Here is a 23,909-nt window from a genome sequence, read left to right as displayed (position 1 = left end):
ATCAGGTCAGGGTGGCGTGGAGGGCGGCTTCCTTGTCGGCGACGAGCTGCTCCAGGCTCGCCTGGTAGGCCACCATGCGCGCCCGCAGCTCCTCGTCGGCGGCGGCGAGGATGCGGACGGCGAGCAGCCCGGCGTTGCGGGCGTTGCCGATCGACACGGTGGCCACCGGCACGCCGGCCGGCATCTGCACGATGGACAGCAGCGAGTCCATCCCGTCGAGGTGCTTGAGCGGCACCGGCACGCCGATCACCGGCAGCGGGGTGACCGAGGCGACCATGCCGGGCAGGTGGGCGGCCCCGCCCGCCCCGGCGATGATCACCTTGAGGCCCCGGTCGGCGGCGGTGCGGCCGTACTCGATCATCTTGCCGGGGGTGCGGTGGGCGGAGACGACGCCCACCTCGTAGCCGACCCCGAACTCGGCGAGGGCCTCCCCGGCGGCCCTCATGGTCGGCCAGTCCGAGTCGCTGCCCATGATCAAACCGACGGTGGTCATGCCGGCGTCCCTTCCGTCAGCCAGTGGGCGGCCCGGGCGGCCCGCGCCCGCACGTCCGCCAGGTCGTCGCCGAGCACCGTGACGTGCCCGATCTTGCGGCCGGGTCGCACCTGCTTGCCGTACAGGTGGACCTTCGCGCCCGGCTCGGCGGCGAAGAGGTGGTGCAGCCGCTCGTCGATGGAGATGCCGCCCGGCTGCCCGCCGAGCACGTTCGCCATCACCACGACGGGGGCGGCGAGCGAGGTGTCGCCCATCGGGTAGTCGAGCACGGCCCGCAGGTGCTGCTCGAACTGCGACGTGCGGGCCCCCTCGATCGTCCAGTGGCCCGAGTTGTGTGGACGCATGGCCAGCTCGTTGACCACCAGCCCGGCCGGGGTCTCGAACAACTCCACGGCGAGCAGGCCGACCACGCCGAGCGCGGTGGCCAGGTCGATGGCGAGCTGCTGGGCGGCCACGGCCAGCTCCTCGGGCAGGCCCGGCGCGGGGGCGAGCACCTCGACGCAGATGCCGCCCACCTGCACGGTCTCCACCACCGGGTACGCGGCGACCTGCCCGAACGGCGAGCGGGCCACCTGCACGGCCAACTCCCGGCGCAGCGCGACCCGCTCCTCGACGATCAGCCGGGTGCCGCCGGCGAGCAGGGTGGTCGCCAGCTCGGCGGCCTGCGCGGCGTCGTCGACCAGCCAGACGCCCCGGCCGTCGTAGCCACCCCGGGCCGCCTTCAGCACCACCGGCCAGCCCTGCGCGTCGCCGAAGGCGACCAGGTCGGCCGGCTCGGCGACGGGCCGCCACGCCGGGTTGGGCGCGCCCAGCTCGCCGAGCCGCTCCCGCATGACCTGCTTGTCCTGGGCGTGCAGCAGGGCGTCGGCGGGCGGAAAGAGCTTCACGCCCTCGGCGGCGAGGGCACGGATGTGCTCCGTCGGCACGTGCTCGTGGTCGAAGGTGACCACGTCGCAGCCCTTCGCGAAGGTGCGCAGGGCGGCGAGGTCGGTGTGGTCGCCGTACTGGACGTCGGCGGCGACGAGGGCCGCCCCGTCGTCCGGGGCCTGCGCGAGCACGCGCAGCGACTGACCGAGGGCGATCGCGGCCTGGTGGGTCATCCGGGCCAGCTGGCCGCCCCCCACCATGCCGACAACTGGCAGACCGGTTCGGGTATCCATCTCGCGGGCCAGCCTAGCGGCGGCTCCGCCGCCGGCGAGGATCGGGGCGAGGGGTGTGAGCGGGGTACCCCGCTATACCGGATGCGTCAACAAGGGGCCCTTCCTTACAGCTGGGCGAGGAGGTCGTCGACGGTCGTGACCGGGCGTTGGCAGACGAACCCCCGGCAGACGTACGCGGTGGGCCGCCCGTCGCGCATCGGCCGGTCGGCGAGCAGCGGCACGCCCGGCTGGTCGGGGCGGCCCGCGACCAGCACCGCGCCCGGCGGGGCGTGCCGGTACGCGGCGGCGACGAGCGGGTCGCCCGCCGGGTCGTCGGTCACCACGGCGATCTCGAACGGGCCGGACAGCAGCGCCTCGCCGGCCGCCGCCGCGTACCCGGTGAACCGGGCGTGCCGGGCGACGATCGGCGCGACGGTGGCGAGGGCCGCCTCGGCGGCCTCCCGGTAGCGGGCCTCCCCGCTCAGGGCCGCGTACGTGACCAGGGCGGCGGCGAGCGCGGACCGGCCGGACGGGGTGGCGTTGTCGTGCGGGTCGGCCGGCCGGGCCACGAGCTGCTCGGCGTCGTCGGCGGTGTCGTAGAACCCGCCGCCGGGGGCGGCGAACCGGGCCAGGGCGGTGTCCAGCAGGTTGCCGGCCAGCTCCAGCCAGCGCCCCTCGCCGGTGAGCTGGTGCATGGCGCAGAACGCCTCGGCCACGCAGCCGTAGTCCTCCAGCACCCCGGCCGGCTCGCCGACCACGCCGTCGCGGGAGACCCGGCGCAGCCGGCCGTCGACGAGGTGCACGCGGGCCAGGTGTTCGGCGGCGTCCCGCAGCGCGCCGTCGGCGACGATCGTGACGCCCTCCAGCAGGTTGGCGTCGGCCTCGTCGCCGCCCGCGCCGGTGCCGGTGCCGGTGCCGAGGGTCTCGACGAGGCGGACGAACTCGGCGAGCGCGGTGATCGCCAGCCCGTTCCAGGCGGCCACCACCTTGTCGTCGCGGGCCGGCTGGGGGCGGGTGTCGCGGGCCGCGAGGAGCCGCCCGACGACGTCGCGCCAGCGGCCCCGGATCGCCGGGTCGGCGTCGTCGACGTCCCGGGCCAGCCGCAACACGCTCGTGCCGTGTTCGAAGGTGCCGGATTCGGTGACCGCGAAGAGGTCTGCGGCCCAGTGGCCGTCGTCCTCGCCGAGGACCTCGACGAGCTGGGCCGGGGTCCAGGCGTACGTGAGCCCCTCGACGCCCTCGGTGTCGGCGTCCAGCGCGGACGCGAAGCCCTCGCCGGGCCGGTGCAGCTCGTCGGCGAGGAACCGGGCGGTGTCGCGGGCGACGCGCCGGGCGAGCGGGTCGCCCGTGAGCCGCCACAGGTGGGTGTAGACGCGCAGCAGCAGCGCGTTGTCGTAGAGCATCTTCTCGAAGTGCGGCACCGTCCAGTGCCCGTCCACGGAGTAGCGGGCGAAGCCGCCGGCCAGCTGGTCGTGGATGCCGCCCCGGGCCATCGCCTCGGCGGTGTGCCGGGCGATCTCCAGGCTCTCGGCGGAGCCGGTGCGCTGGTGGTGACGCAGCAGGAAGAGCAGGTTCAGGTGTGGCGGGAACTTCGGGGCCCCGCCGAAGCCGCCGTTCTCCCGGTCGTACTCCCGGGCGAGCTGGGCGACGGCGGCGTCGAGCAGGTCGGCGGTGAGCGGGGCGGTCGGGCCGCCGACGGCCTGCGCCCCGCCGATCGCCTCGACCACGGCGGAGCCCTGTTGCAGCACGGCCTCGCGCTGCTCCCGCCAGGCGGTGCCGACCGACTCCAGCAGCCGGACGAAGTTGGGCTTCGGGAAGTAGGTGCCGCAGAAGAAGGGGGTGCCGTCCGGGGTGGCGAAGACCGTCATCGGCCAGCCGCCCTGCCCGGTCATCGCCTGGGTGGCGGTCATGTAGACGGCGTCGACGTCGGGGCGCTCCTCGCGGTCCACCTTGATCGCCACGAAGCCGTCGTTGAGCAGCTTGCCGACGGCCTCGTCCTCGAACGACTCGTGCGCCATCACGTGGCACCAGTGGCAGGCCGCGTAGCCGACGGAGACGAGCACCGGCACGTCGCGCCGCTTCGCCTCGGCGAACGCCTCGTCGCACCACGGCCACCAGTCCACCGGGTTGTCGGCGTGCTGGAGGAGGTACGGGCTGGTGGCGCTCGCGAGTCGGTTCACCCGTCGACCATATCCACCGGGCGGCGGTACCGCGCCGGCCGCCCGCAGGTCTTCCCCCATTCACGTTCATGTATTTATATCGGTGCATGCCCGGCGACGGTCGCCGGCCCGCCGAGGAGGCACGCATGCGCCGATCCCGTTCCCTGCCCGCGCTCACGTCGATCGCGGTGCTCGCGGCGCTCGTCGCCGCCGGCCCCGCCGAGGCCGCCGTCGACCCCGGTGCCCGGGTCTCGGCGACCACCGCCGTCGGCACGCACAACGCGTACGACAAGGGGACGTACGACTACCTGGCCCAGGCCCTCGACGCCCGGCCCGGGATGATCGAGCTGGACGTCTGGCCCGACATCGTCGCCAACCAGTGGCGGGTCAGCCACTCCAACCCGCTCGGCAACAACAACAACTGCGTCGCCGCCACCAGCGCCACCCAGCTCTACACCGGCACCCGCAACAAGAACCTCGAACACTGCCTCGACGACATCCGGCTCTGGCTCGCCGCCCACCCCGACGCCGGCCCGCTGCACCTCAAGCTGGAGCTGAAGACCGGCTTCAGCGCCCGCACCGGGCAGGGGCCGGCGCAGCTCGACGCGCTGCTCGCCGCCCGGCTCGGGTCAGCCGTGTTCCGCCCCGCCGACCTCCTGGGCGGGCACGCGAGCCTGGACGCCGCCGCCCGCGCCGACAACTGGCCCACCCGGCAGCAGCTCGCCGGCCGGGTCGTCGTGCACCTCATCCCCGGCACCGTCGAGGAGAGCAACCCCACCGACAAGCTGTGGACCGACATCGAGTACGCCCAGCACCTCGCCGCGCTCGCCGCCGCCGGCACCCTCGGCTCGGCGCAGGCGTTCCCGGCCGTGCACCGCGCCCAGGCCGGCGACCCCCGCACCCGGTACGCCGACACCGCCCTGCGCCCCTGGTTCGTGGTCTTCGACGGCGACGCGTCGGCGTACGTCACCGGCGGCATCGACACCGCCTGGTACGACACCAACCACTACGTGCTGGTGATGACCGACGCGCAGAACGTCCCCCCGGCGGTGGGGAACACCGATCCCGGGGCGGCGGCGGCCCGGGTGGCGCAACTGGCGCGGGCCCACGCGAGCATCGCCTCGGCCGACTGGGCGGCCCTGCCCAGCGTGGTCGACGACGTCCTCCCCCGCGGCTGACCCATCCGCGCCACAACGCTACCGAGGGCAGCCATTCGATCGCTCTGCGCGTAACGTGCGACGTGGTGCCTGTCGACAGTGGCGACGGGCACCACCCAGCCCCCTACCTGGAGCGGTCATGACCGAACAGTCGTTCGCCGCCCGCCTGCGGCAGCTCCGACACGAGCGTGGACTGTCGCTGCGCGGCCTGGCAAAGCTCACGTACCACGGGAAGTCCTACCTGCACGAGCTGGAAACCGGTGCGAAGGCACCCAGCCCGCAGGTGGCTCGCCGGCTCGACGACGCCCTGCGCGCCATGGGAGAACTCGTCGCGCTGGCCGGCACCCGCCCAGGCCTGCGCCGCCGCGAACTCGTCGCCGCCGGCCTGGCCGCAGCGCTGCCCCACTCGTTACTCACCCACGGTCGACGCATCGGCGCGGCCACCCCCGCTCGGCTCCTCGAACGCACCGCACGCCTGCGCCGCCTGGACAACCATCTCGGCGGTGCCGACACCTACCACCTGTACGCGGCCGAGGTCGATGCGACCGCGCGCCTTGTCCGCGAAGGGTCCTACCGCGACGACACCGGCCGCCAACTCCTTGCCGTCCTTGCCGAGCAGGCCCAACTCGCTGGCTGGTCCGCCTTCGACGCCGGCCGCCACGATGACGCCGAGCGGCTCTACCGGCTGAGCCTCTCCGCCGCGCATGACGCGCACGACGCGGCACTTGCGGGCAATGGGCTGGCGTTCCTGGCTTATCAGCAGCTCGCCCTCACCGGCCAGGCCACCGACACCGCCACCGCAGCCTGTGAAAGGGCGGGCACGACCGCCACGCCACGGGTACGGGCGCTGCTGCACCTACGTGCCGCCTGGGCCCATGCTCTCACTGGTGACGATGGGGCCACCCACCGCCATCTCGATCTCGGAACCGCCTGTCTCGCCGAGCACGATGGTCGCGCCGAACCCGACTGGGTGTACTGGGTCGACGCCACAGAGGGCGAGATCATGACTGGCCGCTGCTGGGCGGTGTTGCACCGGCCAGTCCGAGCAGTCCCCGTCCTTGAGCGGGCGATACTGCGCTTCGATGACACGTACGCCAGAGACAAGGCCCTCTACCTGTCCTGGTTGGCGGACGCCTACCTCGACGCCAACGAGGTCGAGCAGGCCTGCGCAACCGCTGCCCTGGCGGCCCGGCTCTCGGCCGACGTCGGCTCGCCCCGGCCTGGGCAGCGGCTGGAAGCCGTCCTCAACCGGTTGTCGCCGCACGCAGCACTGCCCTGCGTCATCGAACTCCGCGCTCTCGTCGCCGAGGCCGCTAAACGGCCACCGAGCGTGCCACCCACGCCAGGTAATCGGTAGAGCCACGCACGATCGGCACAGCGGTCACCTGAGGGTTGCTCCACGAATGCTCGTCGAGCAGATACCGCTCCAACTCCGGGTAGCGGGCGGCGGTGGTGAAGAACAGGATTTGCCACTCCTCGCCGATGCCCCGCTCGCCGTGGTGCCAGAACACGCTGGTCACCGGCCCCACGACCTGAGCGCCGGCGGCGAGCCGGCCGGCCACCGCGCCCTCGGCGAGAAGCACGCCACTATCGCGGCTGTCCGTCGCCGTGGCCACCTGGAGATAGTCAGTCATCAAGCTCACCATATCGGGCTCATTCGTCTGCGGACGGGGCGGACAAGCTGCGGACGCAAACCTCCTGGGCGTGTCCGGGCACCGATCCCAGGCTGAACAGGAAGGCGAGGCACGGCCGACCGAAGGAGCCCAGGTCACATGATCGACAACGCGCCGTCCGGTACGCCGGCCACGTGCCGGAGCCGGGCTCCGCCGCCCGTCGGTAGACTTACCCGGCCCGTGAGCTGCCCGATTCCCGATCACCAGGAGAGCGCAACCATGCAGGTATCCCAGGCCCTGGACATCATGGAAGCCCTCTTTCGTGCCGCCGAGCACCCGGACATCACCGCCGTCGAGCGGTACGGCCGGGACGACCAGCCGGGCGGCCAGTCCCCGCCGGGCGTGAAGGTCGTCCACCGGTCCGGATCGACCGGGATGCTCTGGGCCGCCGTGCCGCCGCGGGACGCCGCGGCGGTGCCGCCGCCCGACGAGATGCCGCCGCCGAGGCTGCGCGCGGCACGGGTGCTCGTGTTCGCCCACCGGCTTCTCGACGCCGCACGGCCAGAGCAGTTCGCCGGCTGGGAGCTGTGCCGTCAGCCCGGCGTCGAAGTGCCGGTTGCCGCAGCTCTCCGGATCACCGCCCACGACAAATCGGTGATCTACCTTCGTGGCACGTCCGCCAGCGGAGCGGGTGCCGAGCCGGCACAGGACCCTCACCCGGACTATCTGATCCCCGAAAGAGTCCAGTCATGGCACCTCAGAGTCAGTGCTCCGTCTGCGGAGCCCGCGTCGGCGTAGCCGTCGGCAAGTCCTGCCCGTCCCACCAGGCGCAGGGCAGCCGAGGCACCTGCCCCGGCAGCGGCCGCTCCACGGTGTGAACATGGCGGCCCCGTGCTCGACGAGCACATGGCCGCTTCATAACCGGGTCAGGAGGCGCCGTCGGCGCGCAGCGGCACGACGTTCGCCTGGGACGTGTCCACCAGTGACCCGAGCACCGCGCTGATCTTGTCGGCCGGCATCGGCTTGAAGAAGTGGTAGCCCTGGGCGGCCGTGCAGCCCAGCTCGGCCAGGGCGAGCCGCTGCTCGGCGGTCTCCACGCCCTCGGCGACCACCCGCAGGCCCAGCTCGTGGGCGAGGCCGACGGTCGCCCGGACGATGGCCGCCGCCTCCGGCGAGTCCGCCATCCGGATCACGAACGACCGGTCGACCTTCAGCTCGTCCACGGCGATGCGGGTCACGAACGCCAGCGACGAGAAGCCGGTGCCGAAGTCGTCCACGGCGAGCTGCACGCCCATCGACCGCAGGGTGGCCAGCACCTCGTCGATGACCTCCAGCTCGCTCATCACCACCGTCTCGGTGATCTCCAGCACCAGCCGGTGCGGCGGCACCTGGTGGCGGCGCAGCGCCTCGCCGATCTCGGCGGGCAGCCGGGGGTCGAGCAGGCTGCGGGCCGACAGGTTCACCGAGATCGGCACGTCGAGGCCGGCGCGGGCCCACTCGGCGGCCACGGTGAGCGCCTTGTCCAGCACGTACCGGGTGAACGTGCCGAGCTGCTCGCTGTTCTCCACCGGCCGGATGAAGTCGCCGGGGCCGAGCCAGCCCCGGCGCGGGTGCCGCCAGCGGATCAGCGCCTCCACCCCGGTCGGCGCGCCGGTGGCGAGGTCCACCGCCGGCTGGAGCGCCAGCACCAGCTGGTCGTCGGCGGCGAGGGCCTCCCGCAGCTCCGCGAGCAGCGCAAGCTGGTCGGTGCTCGCGGCGTCCTTCGAGCTGTCGTACGCGGCGACGCTGCCGCCGCCCTCCTTCGCCTGGTACATCGCGATGTCGGCCCGGCGCAGCAGCTCCGTCAGGTCGGCGGTGCCGGCGTCGGCCACCACCACCCCCACGGACACCTCGACGGACATCCGCACCCCGGCCACCTCGGTCGGGGCGGCGAGCCGCTCGGCGATCTCCCGGGCCTGGCGCAGCGCGTACGCCATGGGTGCGGTCCGGGCACCGACCACCGGGACCGACGTCAGCAGCAGGGCGAACTCGTCGCCGCCGAGGCGGCCGAGCAGGTCCCCGGAGCGGGTCAGCGCGCCGAGCCGGTTGGCGGTCAGCCGCAGCAGCTGGTCGCCGGCGGCGTGCCCGAGGGTGTCGTTGACCTCTTTGAACTGGTCGATGTCGAGCAGCAGCAGGGCCACGGGGTGGTCGTGCGCGCGCTGCCGCAGCGCCTGGTCGCCCTTGCCGAGCATGGCGGCCCGGTTGAGCAGGCCGGTCAGCGGGTCGTGCACCGCCTCGTACGACGAACGGGCGGTGACGAGGCGCAGCTCGCGGTGGGTGGCGGCGTCGTGCAGGGCGGCGGCGAGGGCGTCGGAGTATGCGGCGGCGGCGTCCTGCTCGCGGGCGTCGGGCGGCGCCGAGCCGGGGAACCGGACGCGCAGCTCGCCGACCCGGCTGCTGCCGACGGTCAGCGGGCGGACCAGCTCGTGCGGGCCGGCGGCGGAGCCGGTGGGCGGGTCGATCTCCCGGTCGGTCACCCGACCGCCGCTGTCGCCCCGGTAGCGTCGCCACCGGCCGTCGCCCCGCGCCACGTCCACGTCGACCAGCTCGGCGCCGAAGAGGGTCAGCGCGCCGGTGACGGCCGCGGTGGCGACGCCCCGCTCGTCGAGCTGGTTGAGCGCGGCGGTGGCCTCGGCGAAGGCCCGCCAGGTGCGCCGCTCCTGGTCGGCCCGCAGCCGGTGCCGGTAGGTCTGCTGGAGCAGCCAGAACACGGGCGGGAACGCGAGCAGCCAGCGGGCGTCGAGCTCCAGCAGCGCCACGGCGGCCAGGCCGACGGCCACGTTCCCGACGAACATGAGCAGCTTGCCGCGCAGCGCGGCGAGCAGCGGCGGGCCCATCGGCACGCCGTGCCGCAGGGCGACGGCGACCCCGCCGAGCCAGGCGGTCGCGAGCAGGTACGTCACCGCGCCGGCCGCCAGCGCCAGCGCCAGCTCCGGGGTGGGGGTGGCCAGCAGGGGCGCGCCGAGGGCGCTGGTTACCGCGACGGCGAGGGCGGTGGCGGCGCTCAGCGAGGCGGCGATGCGGACGGTTTCCAGCGGCGGCTGACGGTCGGCGGCCAGGGAGAGCAGCGCCCAGGCCAGCCCGGCGCCGACGAGCGTGGTGGCCGGGAGCCAGCCGGCGGGGACCAGGTGGAACCCGACGACGAGGGCCGCCTCGCCCCAGGTGGTGCTGACCATTCCGGAGGCGGTGCGGAAGCGCAGCCGGGCGAGCTGGGCGACCACGACGACGGCGACGCCGATGCCGAACCGGGCAGGTGCCGGGATCGGGTCGTCGGGCGGCAGGTGGGTGGGGAGGGTGAGGCCGATCGCGGCGGCCACGAGGGCGGTGAGCGCCACGGCGACGGTCAGGACGAGGACCCGGTGCGGGGTGCTCCGTTCCGTCGACCGGTCGGGATCGCCGACGGCGCGCCCCGGCGGGCCGGATTCGGTGTTGGCCCGCACCGGCGGGCCGGGATCGGCGCTGGCCGGCTCCGGCAGGCCGAGCGGATCGTCGGCCCTGGCGGAGGTCACCGACCTCCCCCGTCCGCCGGTCGCCGCACCGCGCCGCGGGCAGCCGGTCGCACCGCACCGCGGCGGGCGGTCCCGCGCACCGCACCGCGGGCAGCCGGGCAGCGCACCGCAAGACGGGCGGCCCGTCGCACCGCACAGCGGGCAGCCGTCGCTGACCCGGTCATCGGTGCCCCCTCCCGCGCGCGGCCCGGGGACTTTTGGTCCCCCGGCGGAAGGCTAAGCCAAAGCCGGGAAGCGCAACAGGGGGCGACGGCCGGCTTCGGCGTGAATCACGCCCCGATCACCCGTTTCCGTGCTGCTGGGGGCCCTTCGGGGCGGTCGAGCGTGAGTCGTGCCCCAAGGTCCCGTCTGTCGGATCGACGACTGTAGCGTCGACCCGCCCCGCGTCGGTGGCCGCTGGCCCGCCCCCGACGGCGGCGTCCACCCGGCCCGCGTCGGCGGGCTCGCCGGGCGCGGGGAAGTGGTCGGGCAGGCGGCGCAGCCGGGAGTTCATGTTGCGGATGAGCAGCACGGTGGCGGTGCCCAGCAGCACGATGAGGAACAGGCCCATCGGGCCGGCCAGGCCACCCGTACGCGTGTCACCGAAGTTGTTCTGCGCGAGCACCTGGGCGGCGGTCAGCATGGTGTTCCTCCGGGTCGTGGCAGGACCCCAGGGTAGCCCGGCCCCGGATCGGCGGTCACGGCCGGCTCAGTGAGCCGCACGGGCCGCACGGCCAGCGCGGCTCCGGCCAGCGCGGCTCCGGCCGGCACGCCCGGCTCAGCAGGCATGGGCCGTCTCGCGGACCCCGGCGAAGAGGTCGGACTCGGGCAGCGGGCTGTCCACCACCGAGCGGGCGAGCTGGAAGTCCTCCGTGGGCCAGGCCTGCCGCTGGAGCTCCATCGGCACGTGGAACCAGAAGCCGTCCGGATCGATCTGGGTGGCGTGGGCGCGCAGCGCGTCGTCGCGGACCGGGAAGTAGTCGGCGCACTCGACGCGGGTGGTGATCCGGGGGCCCTTGTCGGGCCGGTCCTCCCAGCGCTTGAGCCACTCCTCGTAGGGCGACGCGAGGCCGGCGGCGAGCATGCCCTCGTGCAGCGCCAGGATCTTGCCCTTGGAGAAGCCCACGTCGTAGTAGAGCTTCAGCGGCTGCCAGGGGTCGCCGAGGTCGGGGTGACGCTCCGGGTCACCGGCGGCGTCGAACGCGGCCATGGTGATCTTGTGGGTCATGATGTGGTCGGGGTGCGGGTAGCCGCCCTCCTCGTCGTACGTGGTGATCACGTGCGGACGGAACTGCCGGATCAGCCGCACCAGCGGGCCCGCGGCCACCTCGACGTCCTGGAGGGCGAAGCAGCCCTCGGGCAGGGGCGGCAACGGGTCGCCCTCGGGCAGCCCCGAGTCGACGAAACCCAGCCAGGCCTGCTCGACGCCGAGGATGGCGCGGGCGGCGTCCATCTCGGCGCGGCGGATCTCGGCGATGTTGGCCCACACGTCCGGCCGGTCCATCTTGGGGTTGAGCACGCTGCCGCGCTCGCCACCGGTGCACGTCACGACCAGCACGTCGACTCCCTCGGCGACGTACTTCGCCATGGTCGCGGCACCCTTGCTCGACTCGTCGTCGGGATGCGCGTGGACGGCCATGAGACGCAGCTGCTCTGCCACTTGCGGCGCTCCTCGTCTGTGCCCACCGGCGCTGCCTGCCGGCGTCGCCCGCCGACCTGTCATCCTTACCTCAGCGAAGGTGACTGAGGACTCGTCCACGAGCCGGCGCCGGGCTGGAAAGATTGGACTCTGCCATTCTTGCCGATGGGGCCGACAACAACGCCAGGAGACCGCCGCCGGTGACCGAGACGCACGCCACAATCACGCCGGGTGCGCCCGTGTTCCCGCCGGGCCGCTACGGCCGGCGCAGAGAGCCGGGCCGACGCCGGCCGGCGCTGGTCGCGCTGCTCGCGACAGCCCTGGTGGCGACACTCGGGCTGGCGGCGTTCAGCATGTACGGCAAGTACGGCGACCCGACCTACGACGCCCAGGTGATCACGTACACGGACATCACCGACTCCCAGGTGGTGGTCGACTTCCGGGTGACGGTCCCGGCGGGCGGCTCGGCGACCTGCGTGCTGCGGGCCCGCTCGCACGACGGGGCGGAGGTGGCCCGCGAGGAGGTCACCGTGGCCGCCCCGCCGGGCGAGTCCCAGGCCGCCGCCCGGCACCGGCTGGCCACCACGGCCCGCCCTTTCATCGGTGAGGTGGTGCGCTGCCGACCGGCCGACTGAGCTGCTGAGACGCCACCGCGCCACGCGCACCGCGGGCCCCGCCGCCGGCACCCGCGGTGATCGTCCGCACCCGGACGGGCACGGCACTGGTAACTTGGTAGTTCACCCGTCAGCCAGTCCGCACAACCGAGGAGATCGCCTGTGTCCAACAACGGGAACGAGGCGCCCGCCACCTGGCTGTCCCAGGACGCGCACGACCGCCTCCAGGCTGAGCTCGACGAGCTGATCGCCAACCGGCCCGTGATCGCGGCCGAGATCAACGCGCGGCGCGAGGAGGGCGACCTCCGGGAGAACGGCGGCTACCACGCCGCCCGCGAGGAGCAGGGCAAGCAGGAGGGGCGGATCCTCTACTTGAAGGAGCTGCTCCGCACCGCCAAGGTCGGCGAGGCGCCGAGCGCCGACACGGTCTCTCCGGGGATGGTCGTCACGATCTACTTCGACGACGACACCGACGACACCGAGACCTTCCTGCTCGGCTCGCGGGAGATCTCCTCCACCACGGAGCTGACCGTCTACAGCCCCGAGTCGGCGCTGGGCAAGTCGATCCTGGGCAGCCGGCCCGGCCAGACGGTGACCTACACCGCGCCGAGCGGCGCGGACATCAAGGTGACGGTGGTCAGCTTCGAGCCGTTCACCGGCTGACCCGGCGGTCGCGCCGGACAACCGTCAACAAGGGCCCCTTGTGCACCAGAATGCGTCAACAAGGGGCCCTTCCTTGCACCAGCGGCAGCAGCTCAGCGGTCGGCGGCGAAGACCACCTGGTAGCCGCTGGCCCGCAGGGCGCTGATCAGCGTGTCGGAGTGCTCGACGCCCCGGGTCTCCACCGACAGCGCCACCTCGACCTCGCCGAGCCGCAGGTGCGGGTTGGCCCGCTGGTGCTCCACGTCGACCACGTTCGCCCGGTGCTCGGCGATCTCGTGCAGCAGCGAGGCGAGCTGCCCGGGACGGTCCGAGCAGCGCACGGTCACCCGCAGGTAGCGTCCGGCCGCCGCGAGCCCGTGCTCGATGACGCGCAGCATCAGCAGCGGGTCGATGTTGCCGCCGGAGAGCACCGCCACCACCGGTGTCTCGACCTCCAGCACGCCGGCCAGCAGCGCCGCCACCCCGACCGCGCCGGCCGGCTCGACGACCTGCTTGCCCCGTTCCAGCAGCATCAGCAGCGCCCGGGAGATGTCCTCCTCGGAGACCGTGACGATCTCGTCGACGAGCTTGCGGACGTGGTTGAAGGTGATCTCCCCCGGGCGGCCCACCGCGATGCCGTCGGCGATGGTGCTGAACGCCGGGAGGCGTACCGGCTCGCCGGCCGCCAGCGAGGGCGGGTAGGCCGCCGCGCCCGCCGCCTGCACCCCGACCAGCCGCACGTCGGGCCGCAGCGCCTTCGCCGCCACCGCCATGCCGGAGATCAGGCCGCCGCCGCCGACCCCGGTGACGATCGTCCGCACGTCGGGGCACTGCTCCAGGATCTCCAGCGCCACGGTGCCCTGCCCGGCGATCACGTCCGGGTGGTCGAACGGGTGGATGAGGATCGCCCCGGTCCGCTCGGCGAAGGTCTGCGCCGCCACCAGCGACTCGTCGACGGTGTTGCCCATCAGCTCGACCTGCGCGCCGTACCCCTTGGTGGCGGCGACCTTCGGCAGCGGCGCGTTCACCGGCATGAAGACCGTGGCGTGCGTGCCGACCAGCCCGGCCGCCAGCGCCACCCCCTGGGCGTGGTTGCCGGCGCTCGCGGCCACCACCCCCCGGTCGCGCTCCGCCGCCGACAGCCGGGAGATCCGCACGTACGCCCCGCGCACCTTGTACGAGCCGGCGCGCTGCACGTTCTCGCACTTGAGCCACACCGGCCCGCCGAGCGCGGCGCTCAGCGGGCGGGAGGGCTCCAGCGGGGTGGTGCGGGTGACGCCGGCGAGCAGCTCCCGCGCGGCGCGTACCTCGGCGAGGCCGACCAGTTCCGTCATGCCCCGATCGTGCCACCCGACCCCGGCGGGAGCTGCGGCGACGTCGCCGACACCCCGCCCCGCGACCAGCCGGGGTGACCGGGCCAGGCGGGTGCGGCCCGGGCGATCCGGTCCTGCTGGGCGGCGGAGATCCAGCGGAGCAGCACGATGAACGAAACCCCGGCGACCAGGCAGGCGGCGCAGAGGAGCAGCCGGGTGTCGAGCGTGTCCTGGTAGTAGCGGACGTAGCTGCCGAACTCCACGTCGTTGCGGGGCCACTCGGTCAGCCGCTCGTACCGCCGGCTGTCGTCCCGGGCGACGAGGATGTCGCCGACGGTGAACGCCAGCCAGGCAGCCCACCAGACCCCGACCAGGGCTGGCGTGGTCCGGCGCGGCAGGCTGTCCCGGGCCACGTTCGCCACCATCCGGGCCGGTACGACGAGGTTGGCGAGGGGCACCAGCCAGCCGGCGATCGCCCAGCCGGCGCCGAGGCTCGGCAGGGCACCCGGAAACGCGTCGAGGTTCGTCCGAGCCCGCCACGTCCAGATGATCACCAGGACGCCGGCGACCAGCACGGCCAGCGCGTACGGCAGCCCGAGCAGCACCTCGGCGAGGGCCGCGACCATCACCAGGTCGCGGTCTTCCCGCTCGCCCGCGACGCGGGCCATCCGCACGCCGACCAGCGGGAACAACGCGCCCGGCAGATAGAGCACGGTGGCCGCGCCGACGGCGACCGCCGCTGCGGTGCCGAGACCCCGAACGGGGTACGTGGGCACGTTGGGCAGCACCGGGGGCTGACCGAAGGGCGTGCCGCAGCGTCGGCAGTCGGGGTCTTCCGGGGACGTCGGGTCCCCGCAGGTCTGGCATTGCACTTCGGAACCGCCCAGGGGTGTGTGCCTGCGGGACGCACACACGTTAGGCGATCACGCGACGGCTGGTGACCCCGTGCCGACGCGGGGGTAGCCGGGGGCGTGCCGGGCCCACGGGGCCTGCATCTCGAACTGGCCGGCGACGCCGAGCAGCAGCAGTTCCGAGCCGGGCGGGCCGACGAGCTGCACCGCCACCGGCAGCCCGTCGGGACGGCGGCCCACCGGCACCACGATCGCGGGCAGGCCGGCGATGTTCCACGGGGCGGCGAACGGGGCGTACCGGATGCTGGCCTTCATGTTCGCCGCCCAGGACCGGCCCGACCAGCCGGCGGCCTCCGGCGGCGGCCCCGCCAGCGCCGGGGTGAGCAGCAGGTCGACCGAGTGGTCGGCGAAGAAGCCGACGGACCGCTCGCGCCAGGCGACCCGGTCGGACTCGCGGACGTACCCCCGGCGTTGCGCCCACTCCCCCAGCGCGACGTGCCGGCGGCTGCGCCGCTGGAGGGCGCGCGGGTCGAGCCCGGCGGCCCGCACGTCGGCGGCGGCAGCGGCGAACCAGGTGGCGATGCCGGCCAGGCCGAGGCGGGTCGGGTAGACCGGGTCGGCGGGTACGGTGTCGTGGCCGGCGGCGGCGAGCAGCCGGCCGGCGGCGGCGACCGCGTCGCGGTTCGGCGCGTCCGGGGCGACGCCGCGCACCGGGGACCGCAGCGAGACACCCACCCGCAGCCGCTGCGGCGGGACCAGCTTCTCCTGCGGGCGGCCGGCGAGCACCTGGAAGCCGACCGCGGCGTCGGCGACCGTGGACGTCAGCATGCCGTGCTCGGTGAGGCCGAACCAGTCGTCGGCGCCGAGCTGGCAGGGCACCACGCCCCGGCCCGGCTTGAGCCCGACGAGGCCGCAGCAGGCCGCCGGGATGCGGATCGAGCCGAGACCGTCGTTGCCGTGCGCCATCGGCACCAGCCCGGCGGCCACCGCCGCCGCCGCGCCGCCGGACGAGCCGCCGGGGGTGCGCCGCGGGTCCCACGGGTTGCGGGTGACCGCGCTCGCGTCGTCGGTGAGCGCCCACAGGCCCAGCTCGGGCATTCGGGTCACCCCGAGGATCACCGCGCCCGCGCCGCGCAGCCGCCGGACCACCTCGTGGTCGGCCTCGGCGACGGCGCTGCGCACCGCCGCCGAGCCGTGCCAGGTGGGCAGGCCCGCGACGGCGGTGTTCTCCTTGACCGCGACCGGCACGCCGGCCAGGGGGAGGTTGGCCAGCTCCTCCTGCTCGTCGACCTTCTCCGCCTCGGTGATCGCCTCGCCGCCGCGCACCGTGCGGAACGCGGCGAGGTCGGCGTCGGCTCGGGCGATGTGGTCGAGGTGGTCGGCCACGACCTGCGTGGCGGAGACGTCACCCCGGCGTACGCCGCGGGCGATCTGCTTCGCGGTCGCGCCCACCCAGGTCGGCATGAGGTCCTGCACGGCCACCCTCCCTCACCAGCGGTCAGCCCAGTGCCTGCTCCAGATCGGCGAGCAGGTCGTCGACCGTCTCGATGCCGACAGACAGTCGCACGAGATCACCGGGAACTTCAAGCGGCGAGCCGGCGGCACTTGCGTGTGTCATCCGGCCCGGGTGCTCGATCAGGGACTCCACCCCGCCGAGGGACTCGGCGAGCACGAACAGCTTGGCCCGGTTGCAGATCTCGACGGCGTACTCCTCGCCGCCGGCCGCCCGGAACGAGATCATGCCGCCGAACCGGCGCATCTGCTTGGTGGCCACCTCGTGACCGGGGTGCGACGGCAGGCCCGGGTAGATCACCTGGGCGACCTTCGCGTGCCCGTCGAGGTACGCGGCGATCCGCTCGGCGTTGTCGCAGTGCCGGTCCATCCGTACGCCGAGGGTCTTGATGCCGCGCAGCGTCAGCCACGCGTCGAACGGGCCGTTGACCGCGCCCATCGCGTTCTGGTGGTAGCGCAGCTCCTCGCCGAGCGTCCGGTCGGCGGCGACCAGCGCGCCGCCGACGACGTCGGAGTGCCCGCCGACGTACTTGGTGGTGGAGTGCACCACGACGTCCGCGCCGAACGCGATCGGCTGCTGCAGGTACGGCGAGGCGAACGTGTTGTCGACCACCAGCAGCGCGCCCGCGTCGTGCGCGACGGCGGCCAGGGCGGCGATGTCGGCGATGCCGAGCAGCGGGTTGGTGGGCGTCTCCAGCCACACGATCCGGGTCGCGCCGGGCCGGATCGCGGCCCGCACGGCGTCGACGTCGGAGACCTTCGCCGGGGTGTACGCCAGCCCCCACCGCTCGGCCACCTTCGCGAACAGCCGGTACGTGCCGCCGTACGCGTCGTCGGGGATGACCACGTGGTCGCCCGGCTTGCAGACGGTACGCAGCAGGGCGTCCTCGGCGGCCAGGCCGCTGGCGAAGGCCAGCCCGATCGCGCCGCCCTCCAGCGCGGCGAGGCACTCCTGGAGGGCGTCGCGGGTCGGGTTGCCGGAGCGGCTGTACTCGTAACCCTGCCGGGGGGCGCCGACGGCGTCCTGGGCGTACGTGCTGGTCTGGTAGATCGGTGGGATCACCGCGCCGGTGCGGGCCTCCGGGTCCTGTCCGGCGTGGATCGCGAGCGTCTCGAAGCCGTGGTTCATGCCGCAGACGTTAGCCGGTGGGAAGGAGGGGCCCCTTGTCAACGCCTACGGTAGAGAAGGGTTCCCCGCTCACCGCATCCCGAGCCGGCCGCGCCTTCGTGAGGTTGTCCGACCGGTGTTCCATACTTGGCGGGTGACCTCGACCGTGCCGCTGCCCTCGCGCCTGGTCGGCGCAGCAGACCGGATCCCGCCCTCCCTGGGGCTGCTGGCCGGCCCGGAGCACGGGCGGGTCAGCCTTCCGGTGCGGCTGGCCTGGTCCGGTCCGGCCGACTTCGACGTCAGCGACCCTCGTGAGCGCCTGACGCTCTACTGCCTGTTGCTCGACTGCGGCCAGCGGGACGACCTGATCCGGTACGTCAACGCCACTCTGCTCCGACACGACTGGCCCCGCATCCGCCGGTTGACCTCTCGACGCCTGATCGCTCTCTGGGAACACCGGCTGCCCGGTCTCGCCGCCCTCTGATGGAGGAGCTGCACCGCCAGTTGCTGAGAATAGGTTTCGACGCTGGCGACGATCTCGGTCTGGTGTTGGCGGGTGGCTACGCCATGTGCGCGCATGAGCTGGTGAGCCGGCCGTCACAGGACATCGACTTCGCCAACGCCTCGGCGCTGCCGCTTTCGACCGTGGTGAGCCGGCTGGCCGATGCCTATCGGCATGCTGGCTTCTCTGCCCAGGCCATCGAGGTCAGCCCTGCACGATCGAGCCGCGCACCGGGACTTCATCGACATCCACGCCGCGAACGCACAACTCAGCTGGACCGAGCTCGAGGCTCTCGGCGCGCGTCACACCGCAGGATTCTCGCTGGATGAGTTGGCAGACCGGCTCGGTGCTGTCGACGAGCGTGACCCTCGCACATTCCTGACCTACGGCCTGACCGAGCCGGACCTTGATGAGCTGCGACGCTGGGCATTGCGGTGGGAGGCCGACATCAGGGCCCGCCTGGCGAACGGTGAGACCGGCCCGCCAGGCGTTGCCGACGACGAGTGGGACACCTATCTCGATCGGTGGTGACGTGTCTGGGGCAACGTACGGCGCGAAGCCGCAGTTCCGGTGCGGCGGGGGGCCGGGGGCGCGGCTAGCCTGGCCGGATGGGCGGGTGTGTGTTCTGCGGGATCGTGGCCGGTGACGTCCCGGCGTTCCGGGTCGCCGACACCCCGGAGGGGGTGGCGTTCCTCGACACCCGGCCCGTGTTCAAGGGCCACCTGCTGGTGGTGCCGCGCACCCACCTGGTGAGCCTGGCCGACCTGCCGGCGGGCGAGCTGCCCGGCTACTTCGGGCTGGTGCAGCGGCTCGCCGTGGCCGTCGAGGCGGGCCTGGGGGCCGGCGGCACGTTCGTGGCGATGAACAACAAGGTGTCCCAGTCGGTGCCGCACCTGCACACCCACGTCGTGCCGAGGACGAAGGGCGACGGCCTGCGCGGGTTCTTCTGGCCCCGCACGCGCTACGCCGACGACGCCGAGGCCGGGGCGTACGCCGAACGGGTCGCCGCCGCCCTGGCCTGAGGCCCCGCCCGACGGGCGTCGGTTACCCACCGCCGGGGCGGGTAAGGAACCGGGGCCCGGCGGTGTTGCACGCGGGGAGAGGTACGAGAGGAGTTCCACCGTGTTCCTTCGTCGCATGTCCGCCGAGCTGCCCACCCCCGACCGGGCCCTGCCCGGCCGCCCGATCGCGATGCCGATCGGCGACCGCCACGAGGTGCTCGGCTCCTCGCTGAAGGGGCCGTTCCCGGCGGGCGCGCAGGTCGCCGTGTTCGGGATGGGCTGTTTCTGGGGTGCCGAGCGGCTGTTCTGGACCCTGCCCGGCGTGCTCACCACCTCCGTCGGCTACGCGGGCGGGATCACCCCGAACCCGACGTACGAGGAGGTCTGCTCGGGCATGACCGGGCACACCGAGGTCGTCCAGGTCGTCTACGACCCCACCGTGATCAGCTACGAGGACCTGCTGAAGGTGTTCTGGGAGAACCACGACCCGACCCAGGGCATGCGCCAGGGCAACGACGTGGGCACCCAGTACCGGTCGGCGATCTACGCCAGCACCGACGAGCAGCTCGCCACCGCCACCGCGTCCCGCGACGCGTTCGCGCCGATCGTGGCGCGGGCCGGCAAGGGCGAGATCACCACGGAGATCGACCGGCTCGGCGACTACTATTTCGCCGAGGACTATCACCAGCAGTACCTCGCGCCCACCAAGAACCCGAACGGGTACTGCAACCACGGGCCGAACGGGCTGAGCTGCCCGGTGGGCGTGGCCCGCACCGCCGGCTGACCCCACCGACCGAGCGCGCGACGGCCCGGACGCGTGTCGCGTCCGGGCCGTCGTCGCCCCGTCACGCGGGGCGGAGCACGACGGTCCAGGTGGTCGTGGTGGTGCTGGCCGCCGCGGCGGTCGCGCTGAGGCCGCCGTACGCGCCGGTCGGCACCGACGCGCCCGAGTCGGCGAGCAGCCCGGTGACCCGTCCCCCGCCGGTCTGGGAGCTGTTGCTGCGCACCTGCACCCCGGGCGGCGGGGTCAGCGCGGTCGACGTGGCGTCGCCGTGCAGCCAGTACGACACGCCCCACCCGCGCTCGGCGGCGACCGGGGCGGTCGGGGTGACCCGGGTGGCGGAGCTGGCCGGGTCGGCGGCGCTGGCGAACGCGGCCACCGGGGCGGCCGGGTCGGCGCCCCGGTAGGCGGCGAGCACCAGGTTGCCCTTCGACTGCTTGCCGAGGGTGACCCGCAGGGTCGTCCCGGCGTCACCGGCGGCGGCGACCTTCCACCAGGCGGTGGTGGTGGCGTAACCCCCGTCGAGGCGGTCCAGTCGCGTCCAGCCGGTCACCCCGGTGGGCTCCCCGGTGTCGGCGTGGGTGTTCTGGCTGAGGAACAGCAGCAGGGTGTCCCCGGGCCGGACTCCGGCGGGCACGACGACGGAGTGGTTGGTGACGTTCGCGTTGGCGGTGGCCTGCCCGACGTACGAGATCAGCTCGGGCAGCGGCGCGACGGTGACGTCCCGGGTGGCGGTGCCGGTGGCCCCCCGGTCGTCGGTGACGGTGACGGCGACGCGGTAGGTGCCGGCCTGCGCGTACGTGTGGGTGGTGGTGGGGACGCTGGCGGTGCCGGCGGTCGCGCCGTCGCCGAAGTCCCACGCGTGGTCCTGGACCGCGCCGTCGGGGTCGGTGGAGCCGGCGGCGGAGAAGGCGCACACCAGCCCGGAGCAGGACGCGGCGAGGTCGGCGCTGGGCGGGGTGTTGGCCGCGCCGCCGGGGCCCTTGACGAGCCGGATCCAGTCGATGTCCCCGGCGAAGTAGTCGCAGGTGACGTTCACCCCGTCGCAGGAGCTCTTGCCGCCGATCGAGAACTGCCAGTTGTTGGCGATCGTCCCGGTGGGGCCGGTGAGCCGGCTGGTGCGCACGCCGTCGACGTACATCTCGACGTAGCTGGCGGTGCGGTTGCAGGTGACGGTGTGCCACTGCCCGTCGGCGATGGACGTGCCCGTGTAGCCGGTGCGGGTCGACCCGTCGCCGCCCCGGAACATGCACCGGGGCTTGCCCTCGGGGGCCTCGAACTTCCAGTAGCCGCCGGCCGTGCCGCCCTGCCCCTTCTGCATGATGTTGCCGAAGGACTTCGTGGTGCGGTAGCGGATCGAGAACGAGAAGTCGCCGGCCTCGGGGTTGAAGTCGTTGCTCGCCGGCACCAGGTTGACGTGCCCCGGCACGTACTCCTTGTCGGCGGGGTTGTGGTAGGCGAAGCGGTGGGCGGTGGCGCCGTCGTAGCGCGTCCCGGCCACCACCTCGTCGCCGATGCGGCCGTGTCGGCCGTTGCCGCTGCTGTCGGTGAGCACCGTGGCGCCCGCCGGCTCGTCCATGCTCCAGAAGGCCACGGTGCGGGTGGCGACGGCCTGCGCGGGGGCGACCCCGGCCAGCACGCCGGCCGCCGCGACCACCGTCGCCAGCGCCAGCCGGCCGGCGGTACGCACGCCGCGTCCGGTCCGCACGCCTGTCCGTCGCGTCGCGCGCATGGTCATCGCCTCCTCGTGGGCCCGATCTCACCCTGGCACGGCGACGTTCGGCGCTGAATGCCCCGTCCGGGGGACAACGGGTCACCGGCGGCGGGCGGGGCGCGGCCGTCCGGCCGGGTGCGGTCGGCCGTGGGCCCGGCGGCGTCGCACCGATGCGGGGTTTCTCACAACCGGCCGGGCAGGCTGGGCAGGCAGCCACGCGGGGCGGCGGTGGACCGGGCGGCAGCGCCGGCGGGCGGCGGCACGTCGGGGCGCGAGGGCGCGCATCTTAGCAAGCACGTAACGCCGACGACATCATCTCAACAGGCGAGCGGGGCTCACCTCTGGCAGCATTGTCTGGCATGTGCGGACTGGCTGGGGAGTTCCGCCGTGACGGCTCACGGGCCGACGTCGCGGCGGTGGAACGCATGGCGGCCACGATGAGCGACCGGGGCCCCGACGACAGCGGCGTGTGGTCCCAGGGGGCGGTCGCCCTCGGCCACCGCCGCCTCAAGATCATCGACCTGTCGGCGGCGAGCGGGCAGCCGCTGGTCGACCCGGCGTCGGGGCTGACCGGCGTCTTCAACGGCTGCGTCTACAACTACCGCGAGCTGCGCGAGGAGTTGCAGGCCAGGGGGCACCGCTTCTTCTCCTCCGGCGACAGCGAGGTGGTCGTCAAGGCGTACGCCGAGTGGGGGCTCGACTTCGTCGACCACCTGGTCGGGATGTTCGCCGTGGCGATCAGCGAGCGGGACACCGGCCGCCTCGTGCTGGCCCGCGACCGGCTCGGCATCAAGCCGCTGTACGTGGCCGAGTCCCCGGGCGTGGTGCGCTTCGCCAGCACCCTGCCCGCGCTGCTGGCCGGCGGCGGCGTCGACACCGCCATCGACCCGGTGGCGTTGGCCCACTACCTGAGCTTCCACAGCATCGTGCCGCCGCCGCGCACCATCCTGCGCGGGGTCGCCAAGCTGCCCCCGGCCACCGTCCGGGTCTACGAGGCCGACGGCACCACCCACGAGCGGGTCTACTGGGACCCGGCGTTCACCCGGCGCGGGGAGCGGGCCGGCTGGTCCGCCCGCGACTGGGAGGACGCCCTGCTGGAGTCGCTGACCACGGCGGTGCGCCGCCGGATGGTCGCCGACGTGCCGGTCGGCGTGCTGCTCTCCGGCGGGCTGGACTCCAGCCTGGTCGTCGCCCTGCTCGCCGAGCAGGGGCAGCGCGGCCTGGCCACCTTCTCCATCGGCTTCGACGCCGTCGGCGGCCGCTCCGGCGACGAGTTCGTCTACTCCGACATCGTGGCGAAGACGTTCGACACCGACCACCACCAGATCCGGGTGGCCGCCCGGGACCTGCTGCCCCCGCTGGAGGCGGCCGTGGCGGCGATGAGCGAGCCGATGGTCAGCCACGACTGCGTGGCGTTCTGGCTGCTCAGCCAGGAGGTGTCGCGGCACGTCAAGGTGGTCCAGTCGGGCCAGGGCGCGGACGAGATCCTGGGCGGCTACCACTGGTACCCGCCGCTGGCCGGCGTCGACCGGGAGCGGGCCGTCGAGACGTACGCGAAGGCGTTCCTCGACCGGGACGCGGCCGGGCTGGCCCGGGTGCTGGACCCGGCGTGGCTGGCCGACGGCGACCCGGCGCGGGAGTTCGTGGCCGCCCACCTGGCCCGGCCCGGCGCGCAGACCGCCGTCGACGCGGGCCTGCGGATCGACACCCAGATCATGCTGACCGACGACCCGGTGAAGCGGGTCGACAACATGACCATGGCGCACGGGCTGGAGGCCCGGGTGCCGTTCCTCGACCACGAGTTCGTGGAGCTGGCCGCGACCTGCCCGCCCGAGCTGAAGCTGGCCCAGGGCGGCAAGGGCGTGCTGAAGGAGATCGGCCGCCGGGTCCTGCCGCACGAGGTCATCGACCGGCCGAAGGGCTACTTCCCCGTGCCGGGCCTCACCCACCTGGAGGGCAAGCTCCTCGACCGGGTACGCGACGCGCTGCACGCGCCCGCCGCCCGCCACCGCAACCTGTTCCGCACCGAGTACGTCGACGCGCTGCTGGCCGACCCGAACGCCGAACTCACCCCGTTGAACGGAAACAAGCTGTGGCAGCTGGGACTCCTGGAAATGTGGCTCCAGAGCCACGGAATCGACTGA

22 protein-coding genes are annotated in these 23,909 nt (G+C 73.8%); 10 read left to right on the top strand and 12 right to left on the bottom strand.

Translation table 11 applies throughout. The features are described from left to right. Position 1: 1 nt before the first annotated feature. From purE to TK50_RS06825, 3 genes are all read right to left on the bottom strand, one after another. Positions 2 to 493: a 5-(carboxyamino)imidazole ribonucleotide mutase gene (gene purE / locus TK50_RS06835; protein WP_043961971.1), complete on the bottom strand. Its 492-nt coding sequence runs from the start codon at positions 491 to 493 to the stop codon at positions 2 to 4. Next, a complete protein-coding gene (locus tag TK50_RS06830) occupies positions 490 to 1,653 on the bottom strand; it encodes a 5-(carboxyamino)imidazole ribonucleotide synthase (RefSeq protein ID WP_043961970.1) in 1,164 nt (387 codons plus the stop codon). Before TK50_RS06830 ends, purE begins: the two co-directional genes overlap by 4 nt. Positions 1,654 to 1,757: 104 nt before the next feature. Next, on the bottom strand, positions 1,758 to 3,812 hold the full coding sequence (locus TK50_RS06825; RefSeq protein ID WP_043961969.1) for a thioredoxin domain-containing protein: 2,055 nt from the start codon (positions 3,810 to 3,812) through the stop codon (positions 1,758 to 1,760). 125 nt (positions 3,813 to 3,937) lie between these two features. Here TK50_RS06825 and TK50_RS06820 point away from each other — a divergent pair, with 125 nt between their 5' ends. Both TK50_RS06820 and TK50_RS06815 read left to right on the top strand, forming a co-directional pair. Beyond that, a complete protein-coding gene (locus TK50_RS06820) occupies positions 3,938 to 4,969 on the top strand; it encodes a phosphatidylinositol-specific phospholipase C domain-containing protein (protein ID WP_043963985.1) in 1,032 nt (343 codons plus the stop codon). 118 nt (positions 4,970 to 5,087) lie between these two features. Next, complete coding sequence (locus TK50_RS06815; RefSeq protein ID WP_043961968.1) at positions 5,088 to 6,305, top strand: helix-turn-helix domain-containing protein; 1,218 nt, start codon at positions 5,088 to 5,090, stop codon at positions 6,303 to 6,305. Here the strand turns inward: TK50_RS06815 and cutA are convergent. Continuing rightward, on the bottom strand, positions 6,262 to 6,582 hold the full coding sequence (gene cutA / locus TK50_RS06810; protein ID WP_043963983.1) for a divalent-cation tolerance protein CutA: 321 nt from the start codon (positions 6,580 to 6,582) through the stop codon (positions 6,262 to 6,264). The two genes, TK50_RS06815 and cutA, sit on opposite strands and share 44 nt — an antisense overlap. 258 nt (positions 6,583 to 6,840) lie before the next feature. On the opposite strand from cutA, the gene TK50_RS06805 reads away from it, so the two are divergent. Further along, complete coding sequence (locus TK50_RS06805) at positions 6,841 to 7,359, top strand: hypothetical protein (protein ID WP_043961967.1); 519 nt, start codon at positions 6,841 to 6,843, stop codon at positions 7,357 to 7,359. A gap of 128 nt (positions 7,360 to 7,487) precedes the next feature. Here the strand turns inward: TK50_RS06805 and TK50_RS06800 are convergent, their stop codons facing one another. The 3 genes from TK50_RS06800 to mca form a co-directional block, all read right to left on the bottom strand. Beyond that, positions 7,488 to 10,040 carry a putative bifunctional diguanylate cyclase/phosphodiesterase gene (locus tag TK50_RS06800; protein ID WP_043963981.1) on the bottom strand — a complete coding sequence of 851 codons (2,553 nt, stop codon included), beginning with the start codon at positions 10,038 to 10,040 and terminating at the stop codon, positions 7,488 to 7,490. A gap of 349 nt (positions 10,041 to 10,389) precedes the next feature. Then, entirely contained in the window at positions 10,390 to 10,731 is a 342-nt protein-coding gene (locus tag TK50_RS06795) for a hypothetical protein (protein WP_043961966.1), read from the bottom strand. A gap of 135 nt (positions 10,732 to 10,866) precedes the next feature. Next, entirely contained in the window at positions 10,867 to 11,748 is an 882-nt protein-coding gene (mca, locus tag TK50_RS06790) for a mycothiol conjugate amidase Mca (protein ID WP_043961965.1), read from the bottom strand. Between the two features lie 179 nt (positions 11,749 to 11,927). Here mca and TK50_RS06785 point away from each other — a divergent pair, with 179 nt between their 5' ends. Together TK50_RS06785 and greA are read left to right on the top strand one after the other, a co-directional pair. After that, on the top strand, positions 11,928 to 12,362 hold the full coding sequence (locus tag TK50_RS06785) for a DUF4307 domain-containing protein (RefSeq protein ID WP_043961964.1): 435 nt from the start codon (positions 11,928 to 11,930) through the stop codon (positions 12,360 to 12,362). A 141-nt stretch (positions 12,363 to 12,503) separates the two neighbouring features. Then, positions 12,504 to 13,004 carry a transcription elongation factor GreA gene (greA, locus tag TK50_RS06780; RefSeq protein WP_043961963.1) on the top strand — a complete coding sequence of 167 codons (501 nt, stop codon included), beginning with the start codon at positions 12,504 to 12,506 and terminating at the stop codon, positions 13,002 to 13,004. 92 nt (positions 13,005 to 13,096) lie between these two features. On the opposite strand, the gene ilvA is transcribed toward greA, so the two are convergent. The 4 genes from ilvA to TK50_RS06760 form a co-directional block, all read right to left on the bottom strand. Continuing rightward, positions 13,097 to 14,317, bottom strand: coding sequence for a threonine ammonia-lyase (gene ilvA, locus TK50_RS06775; RefSeq protein WP_043961962.1), 1,221 nt, complete (start codon positions 14,315 to 14,317; stop codon positions 13,097 to 13,099). Further along, complete coding sequence (locus TK50_RS06770; RefSeq protein WP_241773939.1) at positions 14,314 to 15,072, bottom strand: DUF4328 domain-containing protein; 759 nt, start codon at positions 15,070 to 15,072, stop codon at positions 14,314 to 14,316. Before TK50_RS06770 ends, ilvA begins: the two co-directional genes overlap by 4 nt. Positions 15,073 to 15,219: 147 nt before the next feature. Then, positions 15,220 to 16,629 carry an amidase gene (locus TK50_RS06765; protein ID WP_043961960.1) on the bottom strand — a complete coding sequence of 470 codons (1,410 nt, stop codon included), beginning with the start codon at positions 16,627 to 16,629 and terminating at the stop codon, positions 15,220 to 15,222. A gap of 16 nt (positions 16,630 to 16,645) precedes the next feature. After that, entirely contained in the window at positions 16,646 to 17,788 is a 1,143-nt protein-coding gene (locus TK50_RS06760) for a cystathionine gamma-synthase (protein ID WP_043961959.1), read from the bottom strand. A 133-nt stretch (positions 17,789 to 17,921) separates the two neighbouring features. Between TK50_RS06760 and TK50_RS06755 the strand changes: the two genes are divergently transcribed. From TK50_RS06755 to msrA, 4 genes are all read left to right on the top strand, one after another. Beyond that, on the top strand, positions 17,922 to 18,251 hold the full coding sequence (locus TK50_RS06755; protein ID WP_043961958.1) for a hypothetical protein: 330 nt from the start codon (positions 17,922 to 17,924) through the stop codon (positions 18,249 to 18,251). Positions 18,252 to 18,443: 192 nt separating this feature from the next. Further along, entirely contained in the window at positions 18,444 to 18,800 is a 357-nt protein-coding gene (locus TK50_RS06750; RefSeq protein ID WP_063838553.1) for a hypothetical protein, read from the top strand. A 77-nt stretch (positions 18,801 to 18,877) separates the two neighbouring features. Beyond that, on the top strand, positions 18,878 to 19,291 hold the full coding sequence (locus TK50_RS06745; RefSeq protein ID WP_043961956.1) for an HIT family protein: 414 nt from the start codon (positions 18,878 to 18,880) through the stop codon (positions 19,289 to 19,291). A 100-nt stretch (positions 19,292 to 19,391) separates the two neighbouring features. After that, on the top strand, positions 19,392 to 20,054 hold the full coding sequence (gene msrA, locus TK50_RS06740; protein WP_043961955.1) for a peptide-methionine (S)-S-oxide reductase MsrA: 663 nt from the start codon (positions 19,392 to 19,394) through the stop codon (positions 20,052 to 20,054). Positions 20,055 to 20,115: 61 nt separating this feature from the next. Here msrA and TK50_RS06735 read toward each other — a convergent pair whose 3' ends face one another. Beyond that, positions 20,116 to 21,759, bottom strand: coding sequence for a PKD domain-containing protein (locus tag TK50_RS06735; protein WP_241773938.1), 1,644 nt, complete (start codon positions 21,757 to 21,759; stop codon positions 20,116 to 20,118). Between the two features lie 365 nt (positions 21,760 to 22,124). Between TK50_RS06735 and TK50_RS06730 the strand changes: the two genes are divergently transcribed. Continuing rightward, complete coding sequence (locus TK50_RS06730; RefSeq protein ID WP_043961954.1) at positions 22,125 to 23,909, top strand: N-acetylglutaminylglutamine amidotransferase; 1,785 nt, start codon at positions 22,125 to 22,127, stop codon at positions 23,907 to 23,909.

It is taken from the genome of Micromonospora haikouensis (assembly GCF_000876225.1).
GTDB classification, from domain to species: Bacteria; Actinomycetota; Actinomycetes; order Mycobacteriales; family Micromonosporaceae; genus Micromonospora; species Micromonospora haikouensis.
This window is presented reverse-complemented; position numbering and strand designations above follow the sequence as displayed.

What these genes read in the sequence shown, in the direction of transcription:
- purE (WP_043961971.1), bottom strand. Translation starts at nt 493, where the DNA reads ATGACCACCGTCGGTTTGATCATGGGCAGCGACTCGGACTGGCCGACC.
- TK50_RS06830 (WP_043961970.1), bottom strand. Translation starts at nt 1,653, where the DNA reads ATGGATACCCGAACCGGTCTGCCAGTTGTCGGCATGGTGGGGGGCGGC.
- TK50_RS06820 (WP_043963985.1), top strand. Translation starts at nt 3,938, where the DNA reads ATGCGCCGATCCCGTTCCCTGCCCGCGCTCACGTCGATCGCGGTGCTC.
- TK50_RS06815 (WP_043961968.1), top strand. Translation starts at nt 5,088, where the DNA reads ATGACCGAACAGTCGTTCGCCGCCCGCCTGCGGCAGCTCCGACACGAG.
- cutA (WP_043963983.1), bottom strand. Translation starts at nt 6,582, where the DNA reads ATGACTGACTATCTCCAGGTGGCCACGGCGACGGACAGCCGCGATAGT.
- TK50_RS06805 (WP_043961967.1), top strand. Translation starts at nt 6,841, where the DNA reads ATGCAGGTATCCCAGGCCCTGGACATCATGGAAGCCCTCTTTCGTGCC.
- TK50_RS06795 (WP_043961966.1), bottom strand. Translation starts at nt 10,731, where the DNA reads ATGCTGACCGCCGCCCAGGTGCTCGCGCAGAACAACTTCGGTGACACG.
- ilvA (WP_043961962.1), bottom strand. Translation starts at nt 14,317, where the DNA reads ATGACGGAACTGGTCGGCCTCGCCGAGGTACGCGCCGCGCGGGAGCTG.
- TK50_RS06760 (WP_043961959.1), bottom strand. Translation starts at nt 17,788, where the DNA reads ATGAACCACGGCTTCGAGACGCTCGCGATCCACGCCGGACAGGACCCG.
- TK50_RS06750 (WP_063838553.1), top strand. Translation starts at nt 18,444, where the DNA reads ATGCTGGCTTCTCTGCCCAGGCCATCGAGGTCAGCCCTGCACGATCGA.
- TK50_RS06745 (WP_043961956.1), top strand. Translation starts at nt 18,878, where the DNA reads ATGGGCGGGTGTGTGTTCTGCGGGATCGTGGCCGGTGACGTCCCGGCG.
- TK50_RS06730 (WP_043961954.1), top strand. Translation starts at nt 22,125, where the DNA reads ATGTGCGGACTGGCTGGGGAGTTCCGCCGTGACGGCTCACGGGCCGAC.